Origin of the sequence: Dapis hubbardiae BLCC-M172, assembly GCF_050016015.1 — a bacterium.
Classification (GTDB): Bacteria; Cyanobacteriota; Cyanobacteriia; order Cyanobacteriales; family Microcoleaceae; genus Trichodesmium.
In genome coordinates this window covers 34,190-49,104 of sequence record NZ_JBNHEQ010000268.1, presented here as the reverse complement: position 1 = coordinate 49,104, position 14,915 = coordinate 34,190, and the positions used below count along the sequence as shown (strand labels likewise).

The 14,915-nt window shown below is 34.3% G+C and carries 9 protein-coding genes; 5 read left to right on the top strand and 4 right to left on the bottom strand.

Annotation, left to right across the window (positions count from 1 at the left end):
• Nucleotides 1–83: 83 nt before the first annotated feature.
• Nucleotides 84–506 carry a CAAD domain-containing protein gene (locus tag ACP6PK_RS24845; protein ID WP_426563569.1) on the bottom strand — a complete coding sequence of 141 codons (423 nt, stop codon included), beginning with the start codon at nt 504–506 and terminating at the stop codon, nt 84–86.
• Nucleotides 507–1,022: 516 nt separating this feature from the next.
• On the opposite strand from ACP6PK_RS24845, the gene ACP6PK_RS24840 reads away from it, so the two are divergent.
• Entirely contained in the window at nt 1,023–2,324 is a 1,302-nt protein-coding gene (locus ACP6PK_RS24840; RefSeq protein WP_426563567.1) for a tetratricopeptide repeat protein, read from the top strand.
• 897 nt (nt 2,325–3,221) lie between these two features.
• On the top strand, nt 3,222–5,324 hold the full coding sequence (locus ACP6PK_RS24835; protein WP_094673129.1) for a mechanosensitive ion channel family protein: 2,103 nt from the start codon (nt 3,222–3,224) through the stop codon (nt 5,322–5,324).
• Nucleotides 5,325–5,485: 161 nt separating this feature from the next.
• On the opposite strand, the gene ACP6PK_RS24830 is transcribed toward ACP6PK_RS24835, so the two are convergent.
• Complete coding sequence (locus tag ACP6PK_RS24830) at nt 5,486–6,007, bottom strand: P-loop NTPase family protein (protein ID WP_094673128.1); 522 nt, start codon at nt 6,005–6,007, stop codon at nt 5,486–5,488.
• 356 nt (nt 6,008–6,363) lie between these two features.
• A complete protein-coding gene (locus ACP6PK_RS24825; protein WP_426563565.1) occupies nt 6,364–6,921 on the bottom strand; it encodes a hypothetical protein in 558 nt (185 codons plus the stop codon).
• Nucleotides 6,922–7,213: 292 nt separating this feature from the next.
• On the opposite strand from ACP6PK_RS24825, the gene ACP6PK_RS24820 reads away from it, so the two are divergent.
• The gene (locus tag ACP6PK_RS24820) at nt 7,214–8,887 is read left to right on the top strand and encodes an ArnT family glycosyltransferase (protein ID WP_094674361.1); all 1,674 of its coding nucleotides are present in this window, start codon (nt 7,214–7,216) and stop codon (nt 8,885–8,887) included.
• 9 nt (nt 8,888–8,896) lie between these two features.
• Entirely contained in the window at nt 8,897–10,645 is a 1,749-nt protein-coding gene (locus ACP6PK_RS24815; RefSeq protein WP_426563564.1) for an ABC transporter ATP-binding protein/permease, read from the top strand.
• A gap of 1,321 nt (nt 10,646–11,966) precedes the next feature.
• Here ACP6PK_RS24815 and coaE read toward each other — a convergent pair.
• A complete protein-coding gene (coaE, locus tag ACP6PK_RS24810; RefSeq protein WP_426563562.1) occupies nt 11,967–12,602 on the bottom strand; it encodes a dephospho-CoA kinase in 636 nt (211 codons plus the stop codon).
• Between the two features lie 675 nt (nt 12,603–13,277).
• Between coaE and ACP6PK_RS24805 the strand changes: the two genes are divergently transcribed.
• A partial coding sequence (locus ACP6PK_RS24805; protein WP_426563560.1) for a filamentous hemagglutinin N-terminal domain-containing protein occupies nt 13,278–14,915 on the top strand: 1,638 nt, incomplete at its 3' end.

Sequence of the window (14,915 nt, the reverse complement as noted above, 5' to 3'; positions counted from 1 at the left end):
TATTTAAATATTGCCAAAATATTAGGCATTGGTTAATTTCTAATACTAACCAATGCCTATGTATTAAACCCCTTCAACTATGCTTAACTATCAGATGACTTATCACCGAGTAGTTGATCTTTCCAAGCTTGAAGTTCTGCTGATAACTCTTGGCGATTAGAAGCACGAAGTAGATACCGATATATAAACCAGCCTGAATAGATAATACCAATTAACTCAAAAGTTGGAGCTAGTAATGGAATATCATTTAATGATTCAACTACTGCCAACATTACCTTAAGAGTAATAATGACTGCCAGAATTAGACCCAGAGTAACAATTGGCTTTTGATATTGTCCAAAAAAGCCAGTAATAATTGCTGGTAGTTCTGATAATATTTCCAAGACTTGATTCTTGACATCTTGAAACCCATCGGACGTTTCTTCAGAATTTGGCATTTTAGCTAAAGAACCAGCTTCTGTAGGGTTTACTCCTACTTGCTGTTTAGTATCTTGCTTCTCTTCCATGATCGTACTCCTTTACTTAACTTAATAAATTAGTTATGACAAAGATTGAAGTTATCTAGGTCAATAGTCCAGAATTTTACAGGACATACCCACTTTACTTCTCAATTTATCTTCAAACATAAGCCTAAGCCAGGAAAACCTGACATTGCAAGAATGATGATAATATATAGATTCGGCATATATAGTTATTAATAACTAATTTCCAGAAATCTTAAATAATCACTTCAACTCGAATATTTACAATTTAGTTAAATTGAAATAATTATCAATATTTTTCTGAATCTTTGTGGTAAGATATACTTCCAAATTTCAGGCCACGATCTAATATCAAATCTGGTTGAATAATTATTATATAGTTGAAGTTGAGGAGTAGGGGAGTAGGGGAGTAGGGGAGTAGGGGAGATTGAAGTAATTTATAGAATTATAAACATAATATTCTGTAACCAGATTCTATATGAAGTAATATAGCAATCCTATTTCAGTCTACATAGTAAGAGTGAGGAATATAAGTCTATAATGATAAAAAAATTTCTGCTTTGTTGCCTGCTGATAACTATTTTATCTGAGAAAACAAATAATCAAGCACTTGCTCTTCCTTTACCAGATAAAGATACTTTGTCAGAAGCTTTATTCACTCCATCTCTAGCAGTTTCTCATCCTAAATCTCAAGTTTCAGAAGTTCTAGAAACTGTGAATCAAATGGATGACTCCCAAGCAAAAGCAATTTTACTTAATCAAATTGCTCTTAAATATATTGATTTAGGAGAGCTTGAACAAGCTGAGGAAATACTGGCTAAATCTTTGGCAATTAGTAAGAATTTAGAAGAGCAGACAGTACAAGTCAATTTGCTCACTAATATTGCCAAACAATATGCACAAATTGGGCAGTTAGACAAAGCAGAAGAAATATTAGAACTAACAGTAGAAATTGCTAATTCTGTTGAGGATAAGCTGACACAAGGACAATTATTGCTGGAAATTGCCCTGACATATCAAAGTCTTGGTTTAGAAGATTCATCACAAACTCTGATTTCCCAAAGTCAAACCCTAATTTCTGAAAGTCAAACAATTACAGAAGAACCCCCACCTGTTGCTGAATATCCTTTCCAGGAAGAGCAGGTGGAGTTTAGTCTTGGTTTTGCAGCGACTATTTCTTCTTTTCGAGACACTACCTGGAATATAGGCATAAATTCTAACCTTTATAAGCAATGGTCAAGGTCAGATGTATTGATTAATAGCAGTGTTTCTGTTTCTTTTGATAGTAGCAGAGCAGAGGATGAAAAATATCGTCCTAGCAGTTTGACCGCAATATTATATCGCCGTCATTTTAATCAAGACTGGCATTTTGCTGCCAATCTATTTGCCAACACTAATCAAGAATTATTGGCTGCCAAAAATGATGATGAAGACTTAACAGTTATTATCACTCCCGCTCTAGGAGTTGGATTCAATTTCTGGCGTGGTGAAACTGCTAAGGAATCTTGGGATATTCAATTTCTCTTTACTCCTCGTTATGAATATGATTACATTGACTTTGAAGAACGGCGGAATAGAGTTGACGCTACACTGGCTATTGCTTTGATCGGCAGAGATGTGAAAATTGGCAGAGCAACTTTTAACCAAATATTTGTTTTTGGTCAGTCTTTAAGAGATAGTGAGAACTTAATTAGCACATATAATACTACATTTTCTATTCCTATTAGTAAACGGTGGTCATTTACTAATCGATTATTTCTGAGATTCAGAAACGAAACTATTTTTGAAGATAATCCTAAATGGAATTTTTATTATACGACTGGTTTAGACTTTAAGTTTTAAAATATTTGTTTGTCATTTCAGTTATCAGTTATAGCAGTCGAAGCAAAGATTAGGACATTTCTAAATCCTGTTTGCGCAGCATGACCTAGGAAAATCCTTTGACAGTTTACTATTCCCTCCATACCTATTCCCTATTCCCGACTCAAGTAGCGCTATATCAATGACTTTGTTCTATGAAACCATATAGCTACCGCACTTACTCTGCATATGTAATTCATACTTATATAACTATTGTCCAATAGATGAATAGAACATCAATCTTTGACGTAAAAAGGCTGAAACTTTTACCTGTAAAGGCTTTGAGATTTAATTAGCCAGCCCTATAGTCATTCTGAATAAGACTGGGAGGAGTGTTTCTTTGCTTGAAAGGGTTTCAGCCAAAACAGTGTTTCATCCTTATTTGAAATGACTATAACTATTGTCCAATAGATGAATAATATCATGTCCGGTTGAACAGTGATAAATAAATAACTGCGGAGGAGTCAGGAGTCAGTAGGGCCGATTTCCTGCGGAATGCTACGCAAACGCGAATCGCCCGTACAGGAGTCAGAATAAAAGAAAGAAGAAGGAAGAAGGAGGAAGAAGAAAGTTTTTTTATAACTAATTATCCGGACATGATATAAAACATCAATCCATAGAAAGAGAGTGATATAGCTGCCACTAGGTTCACCTTTCATCTCGGCGACAGCCAAAAAGCGGAACCAGGGACATTTATTGTAAGGTCTTTTTATCGCTCTTATTATTCGTAATATTCTTTTTTCAAAGTGGTATAAGATACTATTTTAGAGGCTAGAGCAAAACTAAAAGCCTTATTATGACTATTCAACCGGAAATAATATTTTATTAATTCCCCGTTTTAAAAACAGAATTTATAAATACTTTTTTAACAGATTTAACATGAATAAAACTTTCAAACAAACTATCAAATTTATTATAATTAGCATTCTCAGCTTAACCTTAAACTTAACTTTTTCTCCTAAAACTTTAGGACAAATTCCTTTATTTATGCCCGGAAATGATAGCCAAAATCCTCAATTTACATCTAAACCTTGGGACTTACATAGAGCCGTTCGTTGTGGTAGGTTTTGGTGTAGTGACGTTAATTTCATTGATGGTGATTTAAAACAAGGATTAACAGCAGACTTAACCTTAGCTGCACTTCAAGACATTAAGACACCAAATGTCGAAATTGTCCAAGAATTAGAACAGCGATCGCAATTAGTTGTACAAGTATTTAAACAAATTATTAGCTCTATTATCAATCAGCAAACAGAGTCGGAAGTTCCATATCGTCCAGATTGGCAATTTTGGCTACCTACAACAGAAAAAACCTTGCATCCTTTGACTCCTCAAGTAGAAGTCGGTAGTGAAAACCAACAGACTGTTATCTATTTACCAAAGCAACCAGAATTAGGCATAACTGCACAAACTATTGTCACCGTCACCCATCTAGATACCCAAGCTAATGGAAAAAAAAATAAAGATGAATTAGCTCAAATTTGGCGTAACAACATTCGTACCTCTTTCAGTTATATTCTCTGGGGACATGAATTATATATACAGCATCCTGGGTGGCGAGTCAAAATTTCTATTGCAATTATTTTGCTAGTATTAGCACTAATTTGGTTGAGTCATTTAATTCGCAATTTGTTGATAAAACAGAACAAAGAATTGCGACAACAACTTAGTCAACTAACCGAAAGTATAGCAACTAAAACTGAGGTGAAAACTGTTATTGAGCCAGAAGTTACTCCTAGCAACATAGAAGAAAATATAAGTAATAAGGAAGAACTCTCAGAGAAAATAAAACTAGAAAAGGAGATAGCTAGGCAAGATAATGTTTCAGTTCAACCTTCTCTGGAAAATGCTCTTTCCCCATCGTTACAGAAAAATATATTCAATTTTATTCGGCGTTTAGCGACGAAAACTAAGTTACTAGCTTTTCAGACTCCAATTTCTCAGGCAAAGTTTTTTTTGCAACGCCAAAACCTGATTAAGCAAAGACAAAATCTCTATCAATTGTTTATGAGACTGCTGTTGATTTTTCAATTCTTGTTCTTTTCTTTGGGGTTGATTGGAATTGTTTTTACATTTCGCCAAACCCGTTTTCTATCGATCTATTTTTTCGAGCAAATGCTGATTTTAATTACTTTGTGGTTAGGATTAACCTTAATCGATAAACTGGGAGGTATTCTCATTGATTTTATTCTCCATCGTTGGGCAACAGAAGGACAACTCCTGTATCCGACATCTAATCGTTATACTCTCAGAGTTGATACTTATTCTAAGACACTCAAAAAAGCCATTAGCTTTTTTACAATTTTCTTTGGTATTTACTTGAGTCTGTTCTTACTAGGAGTTAATCTGGCAGTATTAGCTAGTGCAGGTTTTTTTGCTGTTGCTGTAGCTTTTCTTTCCCGGAGTATACTTGAAGACTTGCTCAATGGAATCTTGATTTTATCAAGCGATCGCTATGCTATTGGGGATGTAATTGATGTTGGTGGAGGAATGTCAGGAGGTGTAGAGGATATTAATTTATTTACCACTTCCCTACGCAATTTAGACGGACAATTAATTGCTATTCCTAATCGTCGGATCGACTGCGTTATTAATATGACTAAACACTGGTCAAGGGTTAATTTTACGATTAAAATTGCTTGGAATGAAGATGTTGATCGAGCTATTGAAGTGATGACTGAGGTAGCAAATAAATTGCAAAGTGAAGAAGAGTGGAGTGAACATTTCCTTAATCAAGTGGAAGTGTTAGGTGTTGATGAGCTATCCCATGAGGGAATTCTGATTCATTTACTGATTAAAACGCCACCTGCTAAACATTGGTCACTGGGTCGGGAATTTCGTCGGCGAGTCAAAAAAGCTCTTGATGAAGCCGGAATTTCTTTGGGTATTCCCTATCATCATGTTTCTGTTATTGAGCCTTTCCAAGGAGATAATAATAATCCCAGATTCGTCAATTTTCAGTCAGAAAAAGACTTTAAATAGTAGAAGTAAGAAAGAAGGAAGAGGGAAGAAGCAATAAATCTTGGAGAAAAAAAGATAAAATTTAAGGAGTAGGGGAGTGGGGGAGTAGGAACGTTGCATGCAACGTCCCTACAGGAATAATTTTTTTATCACTGATTATCAGAACATAATATCAGTCCTAATTATGTGTCAGTTTCAATTAACTGCAAAAATTCTGCAATTTGTTGAGTTGATTTGAGGTGATAGACAGATTTACTGTTTTGAGCTTGTTCAACATAATCTCGATATTTTGGAGTAAGATACTTGTGACATAACCAGAGATTACGGTAGCTATTCATAGAACTCCTTAATAGTGGACTATTCTCAGGCCACCCATCGGGAGGAACAAAAAAACCTGTTAAAAACCGTTTTGTCACCCACCAAAAGTGAATGGGTAAAGGTAAGTCAATGTAAATCAGGGTATCGGCTGCATTTAACCTTGACCAGAGCGTTTCCATCGAACCAAATCCGTCAATTACCCATTCATTACTCCCTAAGATTTTATCGTGAGTAAGTTTATATTCGTTATCTGGAACTTCTGTACCTCCTGAGCGATATTTGATTTTGTCTAAGACATAGAGTGGGAGATTAGTTATTGTTGCTAATTGCTTGCTCAGGGTTGACTTACCACCACCTGCATTACCAAATACTGCTACTTTTTTCATAAAAATACTAACAATAAAAAACTAGAATTTTGTAGGTTAGGTTGACAAAGGAAACCCAAAAATAGCTAATATATATATTATACTTTAACAAAATTTATCTTAACCAGAAAATATGATAATTATTGTTGTCTAAAAGGTTTAGATATGAAGTAATAATTATGCCTAATTTAACAATATAAATACTTGGGAAATTTCACCACTGAACATCCTGGATATCAAATAGAATTAGGAGGAAGATAAACAATTATTTATCTGGTTGCTATCGCTCAAATTTTCAAGGTGATATGACTTTAAAGTTTACCTAATAAAGGCATTATATTTACTCTAACATTACCTTTTATTTCCAATATTTTAGACTAAATTTTAATCTGATTAATCTGCTGTATAACATAATCATAAACAGATTCAATTTCTCGAAAATATTCTAATTCATCAGCATCATTTGAGACAAAAAATAAAGTCAAACATTTTGTAGTTTTTCCTTCTGATTCTAAATTATCATTACCTACTACAACTTTCACCGGATTCTCAGAAAAGTGATAATTTGTCAATTCAGCTATTTGATTAAAAATATTAAATAACTTTTGATATTCTTCCTCATCACGGGGCATAACTGCTACATATCTCTGCCTCATTACTGCATCTGTTGTCGAAAAATGACCTTGACAACTAGAATAAGTTATACAATTTAATTTCAGAATTAAAGCAATAGTTAAATCTCTAACTCCTGGTTCAATCGACCGTTTAAAATAACGATGATATTTAGGAAAAATAGGCGAATCACAACAGACAGCAGTTCCATCAGTATTAATATTACCATTAGAACTTTGTTTAAATATATCAAATTCCGTTACTTCAACAAATCTATCTTCCCAGGAATCGACAAAGGATGTTAAGTCACTAAATTCAGTCATAATTTTAAATATTTTTTAATGCCAAAACAAGAGTTGATTAGATAATAATAATTATATAGTATGTAAAGTAAAATTTCCCAAAAATCTATAGTTAAAGATTTTTTGAGTGATAAGTATAAACCTTAAGAAAAACAGTTTTTTTCCTATACTTGAATAACGCCAGGTATATTCTCAAATATATTAAATTGCTGCATTATGCCTAATCATACTCCCCCTGAACCCCAGATCATTTATTGGCTTGTTTTATTTATTAGAAAATTCGCCAAGTATTAAGTACAGGAGACACCACCAAATGAATTTAAGTCACATTCTCGAACATCTTAACAAAAGTTATATCAAGCTAGGAGCAGTTTTAGCCCTGATTACTTTGATTGGTCTTTCGACTGTAAATCATCATGGGATATCGGTTGACGAGCATCTATATCTTAAAATTGTTCAATGGAATTGGGAATTCATTCAGGAAGGAAAAACAATACCATCAGATTTGAAATTTTATGGAATTGTTTTTGATAAGGTGGCTGAAATCATTTTTCAAGTTAAGCATTGGCTCGAAACTCATTTATTTTCTCGTCCTCCCTTAGAACCATACCTGTCAGCAGTTGATTCAGAAATTATGGTTCTCGATCGCTTTTTAACTAAGCACATTTTTACCTTTTGTGTTTCTCTAATTAGCTACCTATCTGTCGCTGGAGGCATTACACTCCTTTATGGAAAAAAATGGGCTTGGTTAGCTCCTCTAATGCTCGCTCTTTTTCCGCGATTTTGGGGGCATAGTTTTTTTAATCCTAGAGATATTCCTTTTGCTGCTTTATTTAGCCTTTGTATTTATCTAGGAGCATATATTGTTGAAGAAATCAAACAAAACTCAAATTCACTATTTTTTTGGGGAATTCAGCGCACTAGCATTAGAGTGATCGGCTATGGTATTTTAGTAGGGTTGCTCAGTGGTATTCGGACTGGTGGGTTTATGATGTTGGGATTTGTAGGGTTGGTATCTTTAATATTAATTCCCCGAAACAATATAGGAAAATTTCTCAAATTTTACCTAGTTAATTATGTTTTAATGACGGTCAGTTGGGCAATCACTCTTTTCTGCGTTACCCCCTCTTCTTGGTCAAACCCTTTTCGTTGGTTTTGGGATGCCATCAGCTATTTTTCCCAGCATGAATGGCCTGGATTGGTTTTATTTAAAGGAGAATTTATTAAAGGTTCTGAAGTTCCCTGGAATTATCTTCCTACCTGGTTTCTGATTACGACTCCTTCACTGTTACTATTTTACTTTTTGTTAGGTTTAATTGGTCTAACCCGAAACTATCATCAATTTAGCGATCGCCAAAAAGCCTATAGTATTTTAGTTATCTTGCAAATATTCCTGTTACCAATGATTGCGATTATCAAAAGTTCCACCCTATATGATGGGTTAAGACACTTTATTTTTGTGATTCCAGGAATTGCTCTGATTACATCTGTTGGTTTAATTTGGAGTTATCAACAGATTGCTCAACCCAGGTTTAAAAGTTGGTTAGTAGGGGTAACTTTACTAGGAGTTCTGATTATTCTCTTTGATATGGTAACATTACATCCCTATGAATATATTTATTTTAACAGAGTTTTTGGTGGCTTAAAAGCTGCCCACGAGCAATATGAAACTGATTATTGGGGATTAAGTATGAGAAAGGGTATGGAATGGATTAATCAGAATGGGAAAAAAGGAGATATCGTAGTTGTTCCAAGAGTTTGGAGTTTATACTCAGCAAAACCTTTTGCTGAACCTGATTTTACGATCATTGATCAAAGTAAGTTAAAAAAAATAAAATTAGAACAACCAGATTATTATTTATTTTTTCATCGTTTCAAGTGGCAAGAAGATTTTCCAAGTTGCGATATTGTTTATTCCGTCACTCGTAAAGGTGTTCCGTTAACTACAGTCAAAGACTGTACAGCTAACAAAGTTGATTCATATTAAATATAGAAAATGAAAAATATAAAACTTTTTTTCCATGCCTTCCAGAGTTTTTGGGCAATTGGTAAACTATATTGGTGGGAATCTCCAGAGAAATGGCGAGCAATTGGTTTACTTATATTGCTGCTTTGTTTTCTCAGTTTAGATTCAACTATAGGAGTTAATCAACTAAAACAACAAGGAGAATTAATTTCTGCTTTAGTTGATTTGGACTCTGAGAGATTCTGGCAATCTGCATTTTTCTATATTGGTGCTTCGATTGTATTAGCTGTGACTGTTGCTACTTGGCAGTATATAGAAGATAAAATTCGTCTTTATTCTAGAGGGTGGTTGACTAAATTTTATTTAGATAAATATTTGCAAAATAATTGTTTTTATAAAGTCAATACTTTCTATCGAGAAATTGATAATCCAGACCAGCGAATTGCAGAAGATATTGCCTCATTTTGTCATCGTTCTATAACTCTATTTAGGCAGTTTACCTTGGCAATTATTAACCTGGTTCAATTTGGAATTTTACTTTGGGAAAAATCAAATTTCTTGGTTCTAATTTTAGTGATATATTCTCTCGGAGGTATGCTAATTACAACTATAGGTTTTGGTAAAATTTTGATTCCAATTAAAAAAGAACAACTGAAACGAGAGGCAAATTTTCGATTTAGTTTAGTGAGAATTCGAGAGAATGCTGAATCAATTGCTTTTTATAATGGAGCTAATAGAGAATTTACCTACATTCAACAGATATTTGCTCCAGTTTTAAGTATTTATAATAAAGTGATTACTTGGGAGAGAAACTTAGATATTTTTCAAAACGTATATGGTTATATTACCTGGATGTTACCAGCGTTAGTTATTGGTCCGAGAATTTTGGCAGGGGAACCAGGGTTGGAAGTGGGAGCAATACAAGAAGCGAATGGAGCTTTTGGAAAGGTCTTTAGATCCTTGAATATAATAGTTAGGATGTTTGAATTTCTCACCAGTTTTATCGCAGGAATTGAACGTTTAGAGAGTTTTGTCAAAGTTCTAGAAGAACCAAAAGTATCATCAGTAGAGGATAGTAAAACAATTGATACTGTTGAAGACTCACGTTTAAGCTTACAGCATCTTACTTTGCAAACCCCTAATTATCAAAGAACTTTAGTTAAAAATGTATCGATAGAATTACAACCGGGAGAAGGACTGTTAATTATGGGGATGAGTGGTGGCGGAAAGAGTTCTATTTTGCGAGCGATCGCTGGTTTATGGAATTCTGGCAGCGGAACAATTTACCGACCAAAATTAGAAGAGATTCTATTTTTGCCACAACGTCCTTATCTAATTTTAGGTTCCTTGCGAGATCAACTGTTATATCCACGGACTGACTTAAATATTTCTGATGAAGAAATTTATCGAGTGCTAAAACAAGTTAACTTACCAGACTTAGCTGAAAGACTTGGTGGTTTAGATACTGTTGAAGATTGGGATAATATGTTGTCAATGGGAGAACAACAGCGCCTAGCTTTTGCTCGTTTGTTGCTAACTAAACCCCGTTATGCAATTTTAGATGAAGCAACGAGTGCCTTAGATGTGCAAAACGAACAAAGTCTTTACCAGCATTTGCAAACTTTATCGACCACTTATATTAGTGTCGGACACCGACCTACCTTGTTGCAATATCACCATCAAGTTTTGGAAGTGCTAGGTGATGAAAGTTGGCGAGTGAGTTCTCCAGAAAATTATCAGTTTATGTCTAACACCACCTTTTTTTCCTCTAGGGAATAGCAAAAAATAGGTATTGTTCAATAATTGATAATTGATAATTGATAATGGATAATTGATAATTACCTATTCCTTTTAGGGAAAGGATTGAATAAAAGGAAAATAAATTCATTGTTTCTCCACGGCGAGTGAGAGGTTTTAAAGCTTAATTATTCGGTAATTGGTGGGATGATTTTCTACGCACAACTACAAACAAAAACTTTTTGATAACTAATTATCCGAAATATTTCTTCCTTCTTCCTTCTTACCGAAAAATAAGGGTTTAAAGTCTCTCCTTTACAGCGGTTTTCATTTCAGTAGACCACAGTAGGGACGTTCCATGGAACGTCCCTACAAGGTTTTGGTTGTGACGATGTAGTTTATCAATCTGAAAAGCACTGTAAAGGAGAAAAAAAATTCCCTTTTAACCAATCCTATTCTTTTCAAGAAGAGGTAATTATGCCATTTATCAAAAACTTTTATACATTTTGTTGAGTAGAGGAGTAGGGGATTTTAGGGACGTTTTGCTGCGCAATATGTTTGCGGAGCATTCCGGAACGGAAAACGCAGTTTTGTTATGTAATATCCGTGCAACAGAAGAAAAAATAAGAATAATTAACATTAAACTAGCTAAAATAAGCAAAAAAATAATTCTGATTGTATCGACAAATTAATAACTGAAGTATCGCCCAAGTAGAGTAATAATGCATGGGAATTGGTATTATTAAGAAACTGTTTGTAAAAGGAATATTAAATCCAGGTGCAGGGTGGGGAGGGTGAGGCGACAATAATTATGAACCGGAACCAAAATTTAACTTTCCGCACCCCACCCACCGAAAATTAATCACTCTAACCCTCGTAATCTTTACTTGTGCATTCACTCTCTAATTATTAATTATTAATAATTAGAGAGTGAATTATTACTTCTTCCTTACTCTCAAAAAAACTAATTCCAGATGCTCTACCAATCTAATTGATAGTTAAATCAACTTGATTCGGGGGAGTACCTGGAATTAATTTGTGACTTGACTTTATAGTTATTAATTTTAAGTTACTAAACTACATTTTATCTCGTCCACTACCTCGTTCATTAAAAAATATCCGAATTGGAGTTAAAAACCTGTGGATATTTGAGGTTGAATTATTTAATTGTAAGCTGCAGAACTTGCGGGAGACCATCATAGAGATTATGATAGAAATATCAATAGATAAGTAGAGACTCATGGTAATTTTCCATTGTCCATACAAGGAGTTACTACTACTTAATACAAATGTTATGCAGTGTCTTCAGGATAAAAGGGGTAATAGCTTTTTATGAATTTAAGTGTTTATTTAGGCCAGAAACTCAATTATCCTGTGGGTAAGCGATCGCTGAGTCTACTTGTTTCAACAAGATTTCTAGGGTAGAGGAGTTATCCACAACTATATCCGCCTTTTGACATTTTTCTTCTAGGGACATCTGATTATTAATTCGAGTGTAAGCTTGTTGTTGAGTCAAGCAGTCACGTTTCATTAATCTTTCTATTTGTTTTTGGGGAGTAGCATATATAACCCAAATTTCTGTTACTAAGTCCGTCATCTTAGCTTCAAATAACAATGGTATTACTAATACTACTGTAGGGTTTTGATATTGTATAGAGTTTTTCTGCCCAGATTCACTATTTTTTACCATAAAATGCTGAATATTCTGCTCAAAGCGATCGCGAACATAAGGGTGAATCTTTTGCTCTAACCAATGTAACTCTTTTTTATCATTAAAAACAATCTCTCCTAATCTTCGCCTATCTAGGTTACCATTAGGTAAGACAATATTTTTACCATAGTGTTCTACTATACTCTCTAAAATTGATGAGCCAGGTTGCACAACTTCCCGCGCATAAATATCTGCATCCCAAATTGGAAACTGGTAATTTTTACTCAAATAATTAGAGACAGTAGTTTTTCCCGTGCTAATACCGCCAGTTAAGCCAATTAGACGCATAATTTTTAAATCAAAAGTTAAAATTTAAAAGTCAAAAGTCAAAAACAAGATAAGTATTCAGCTGTCAGCTCTCAGCCGTCAGCAAAGAAAAAGATCGTCAACTAATTTTAATTAGTCCTGTACTTTGGCCAGACTATTAGCAGTCAGCAATCAGCTAATAGCTGAATGCTTACAAAACAAGATTTTCTCGGCTCAAAACTTTGACGATATAATAACCTTAGCAAATTATTTCATATTCTATTTGTGACATATTTAAAAGTGAATTGTTATAGTTCGAGATTACTTCTGACTTGCGCGTAGCACTATAGAAGCGATTTGGTATCTTTGGAGCTTGTTGAGGTTTTTGGCTCTTGAGTCAGGAGTGAGAGAAATAGAATAGAAGAAAAACACCCCTATTAATGTACCCTTATGCACCATCTTCCCCACTCTCCCACTCTCCCACTCCCCCCTCTCCCCACACTTCCCACACTTCCCACACTTCCCCTTCTCCTCATACTCCCGATCTATGAGATCCCTTCAGGAGTTCTATACAATGGAGAGTTCTTAATATTATGGATTAGAGTAGGATTGAAACCATAGTAATCTCATAATAAATTACCTTTAAGAGGATTAAAAAAATTATTCTTGACTAAAAAGTGGTTTTATGATAATCCAATAAAAAAATCTCACAAACCAATGAACTATGTACCCGTTGATAAAATTTACCAGATTCTCATAGCCGTTCCCTTAACTGGACTTTGGGTATTGGACACTACTGCGCTCCTACCATTAGATATCTCCGAAAATAATGGTAGGGTCGGAATAATTCCATGGCCAATATTTTCCGCTCAAACCGCATTAGCTCAACCATCGACTCAACCAATAGTTCCCGAACCAAACTCAACTAACACAGTAGTAACTCCGGTAACACCATCAAACAATTCTTCTCAAACCCGCTTCGATATTACAGGAGGAAAACGATCGGAAGATAATGCAAATCTTTTTCATAGTTTCACTAGATTTAATCTGGAAAAAAACCAAATTGTTAACTTTATATCTAACCCCAATATAAAAAATATTCTAACTCGTGTTACAGGTGGAGATGCTTCTGTAATTAATGGTTTAATTCAGGTAACAGGAGGAAATTCTAACTTATTTATTATGAACCCCGCTGGTGTTATTTTGGGTAAAAATGCTAGATTAGATATACCTGCATCTTTTGTCGTAACTACTGGTTCAAGTATTGGTTTTGATGATGGTTGGTTTAATTCTAGAGGTGAAAATAACTACGATATTTTAACAGGAAATCCCAGTGCTTTTTCCTTCCCGATGACGAATTCTGGAGCAATAATCAATGAAGGTGAATTAACTGTTGAACCAGGAAAAAGTGTAACTTTATTGGGTGGAACAATAATTAATACAGGTAAAATATCTGCACCTGGTGGTGAAATTACAATCTCTACAGTTCCAGGAGAAAATTTAGTCCGCATTAGTCAAGAAGGGCGTTTGTTAAGTTTAGAAATAAAAACGGAAGATGGAGAAAGTTTAAGCACAAATTCTACAGAAGAATTACCAACTTTAAATGCTTTATCTATACCAGAACTTTTAACTGGTAATAGTGAAGTTATGGAAATGGCTACTGGAGTGATGGTTAATGATGATAATCAAGTAGTTTTGACAGGTTCTAATCAGGTAATTCCTACAGATTCAGGTACAACTATTGTTTCTGGTTCTCTGGATATTTCTTCGGCAGAAAATTCGGAATTGTTAAATACAAGTAGAATCAATATTTTGGGAGAAAAAGTAGGATTATTTGATGCGAAGCTGAATGCTTCTGGTATTCATGGGAGTGGAAATATTAGAATTGGTGGAGACTTTTCAGGTTTAGGAACTGTTCCTAATGCTAGTCGTACTTATGTTGATGAAAAGACACAAATATCTGCTACATCTTTTTTAGGCGAAGGAGGTAATGTTGTTATTTCGAGTGTGGAAGAAACTATATTTTTAGGAAAAATAGAAGCTGTTAGTTATATTGGCGAAGAGTCTGTTTCAGTAGAACAAAACCCTACTGAAAATATAGTAGAAATTTCTAGTCAAGGAACTTTAATTTTTGATGGTACTGTTAATTTAGGTTCTCCAAATTCTTTGGGAAATTTATTATTGAAGGCTGAAAATATTAATGTTGTAGATGGAAATATCGATCTAGAAGATAATGATTTAACTGAAGAAACGGCAACAGAATCTGAAATTGCTGAATCATCAATGGAAGATAATGATTTAACTGAAGAAACGGCAACAGAATCTGAAATTGCTGAATCATCAATAGAAGATAAT

Excerpts from the sequence above, each read along its gene's own strand:
- ACP6PK_RS24845 (WP_426563569.1), bottom strand. The coding sequence starts at position 506 with ATGGAAGAGAAGCAAGATACTAAACAGCAAGTAGGAGTAAACCCTACA.
- ACP6PK_RS24840 (WP_426563567.1), top strand. The coding sequence starts at position 1,023 with ATGATAAAAAAATTTCTGCTTTGTTGCCTGCTGATAACTATTTTATCT.
- ACP6PK_RS24835 (WP_094673129.1), top strand. The coding sequence starts at position 3,222 with ATGAATAAAACTTTCAAACAAACTATCAAATTTATTATAATTAGCATT.
- ACP6PK_RS24830 (WP_094673128.1), bottom strand. The coding sequence starts at position 6,007 with ATGAAAAAAGTAGCAGTATTTGGTAATGCAGGTGGTGGTAAGTCAACC.
- ACP6PK_RS24825 (WP_426563565.1), bottom strand. The coding sequence starts at position 6,921 with ATGACTGAATTTAGTGACTTAACATCCTTTGTCGATTCCTGGGAAGAT.
- ACP6PK_RS24820 (WP_094674361.1), top strand. The coding sequence starts at position 7,214 with ATGAATTTAAGTCACATTCTCGAACATCTTAACAAAAGTTATATCAAG.
- ACP6PK_RS24815 (WP_426563564.1), top strand. The coding sequence starts at position 8,897 with ATGAAAAATATAAAACTTTTTTTCCATGCCTTCCAGAGTTTTTGGGCA.
- coaE (WP_426563562.1), bottom strand. The coding sequence starts at position 12,602 with ATGCGTCTAATTGGCTTAACTGGCGGTATTAGCACGGGAAAAACTACT.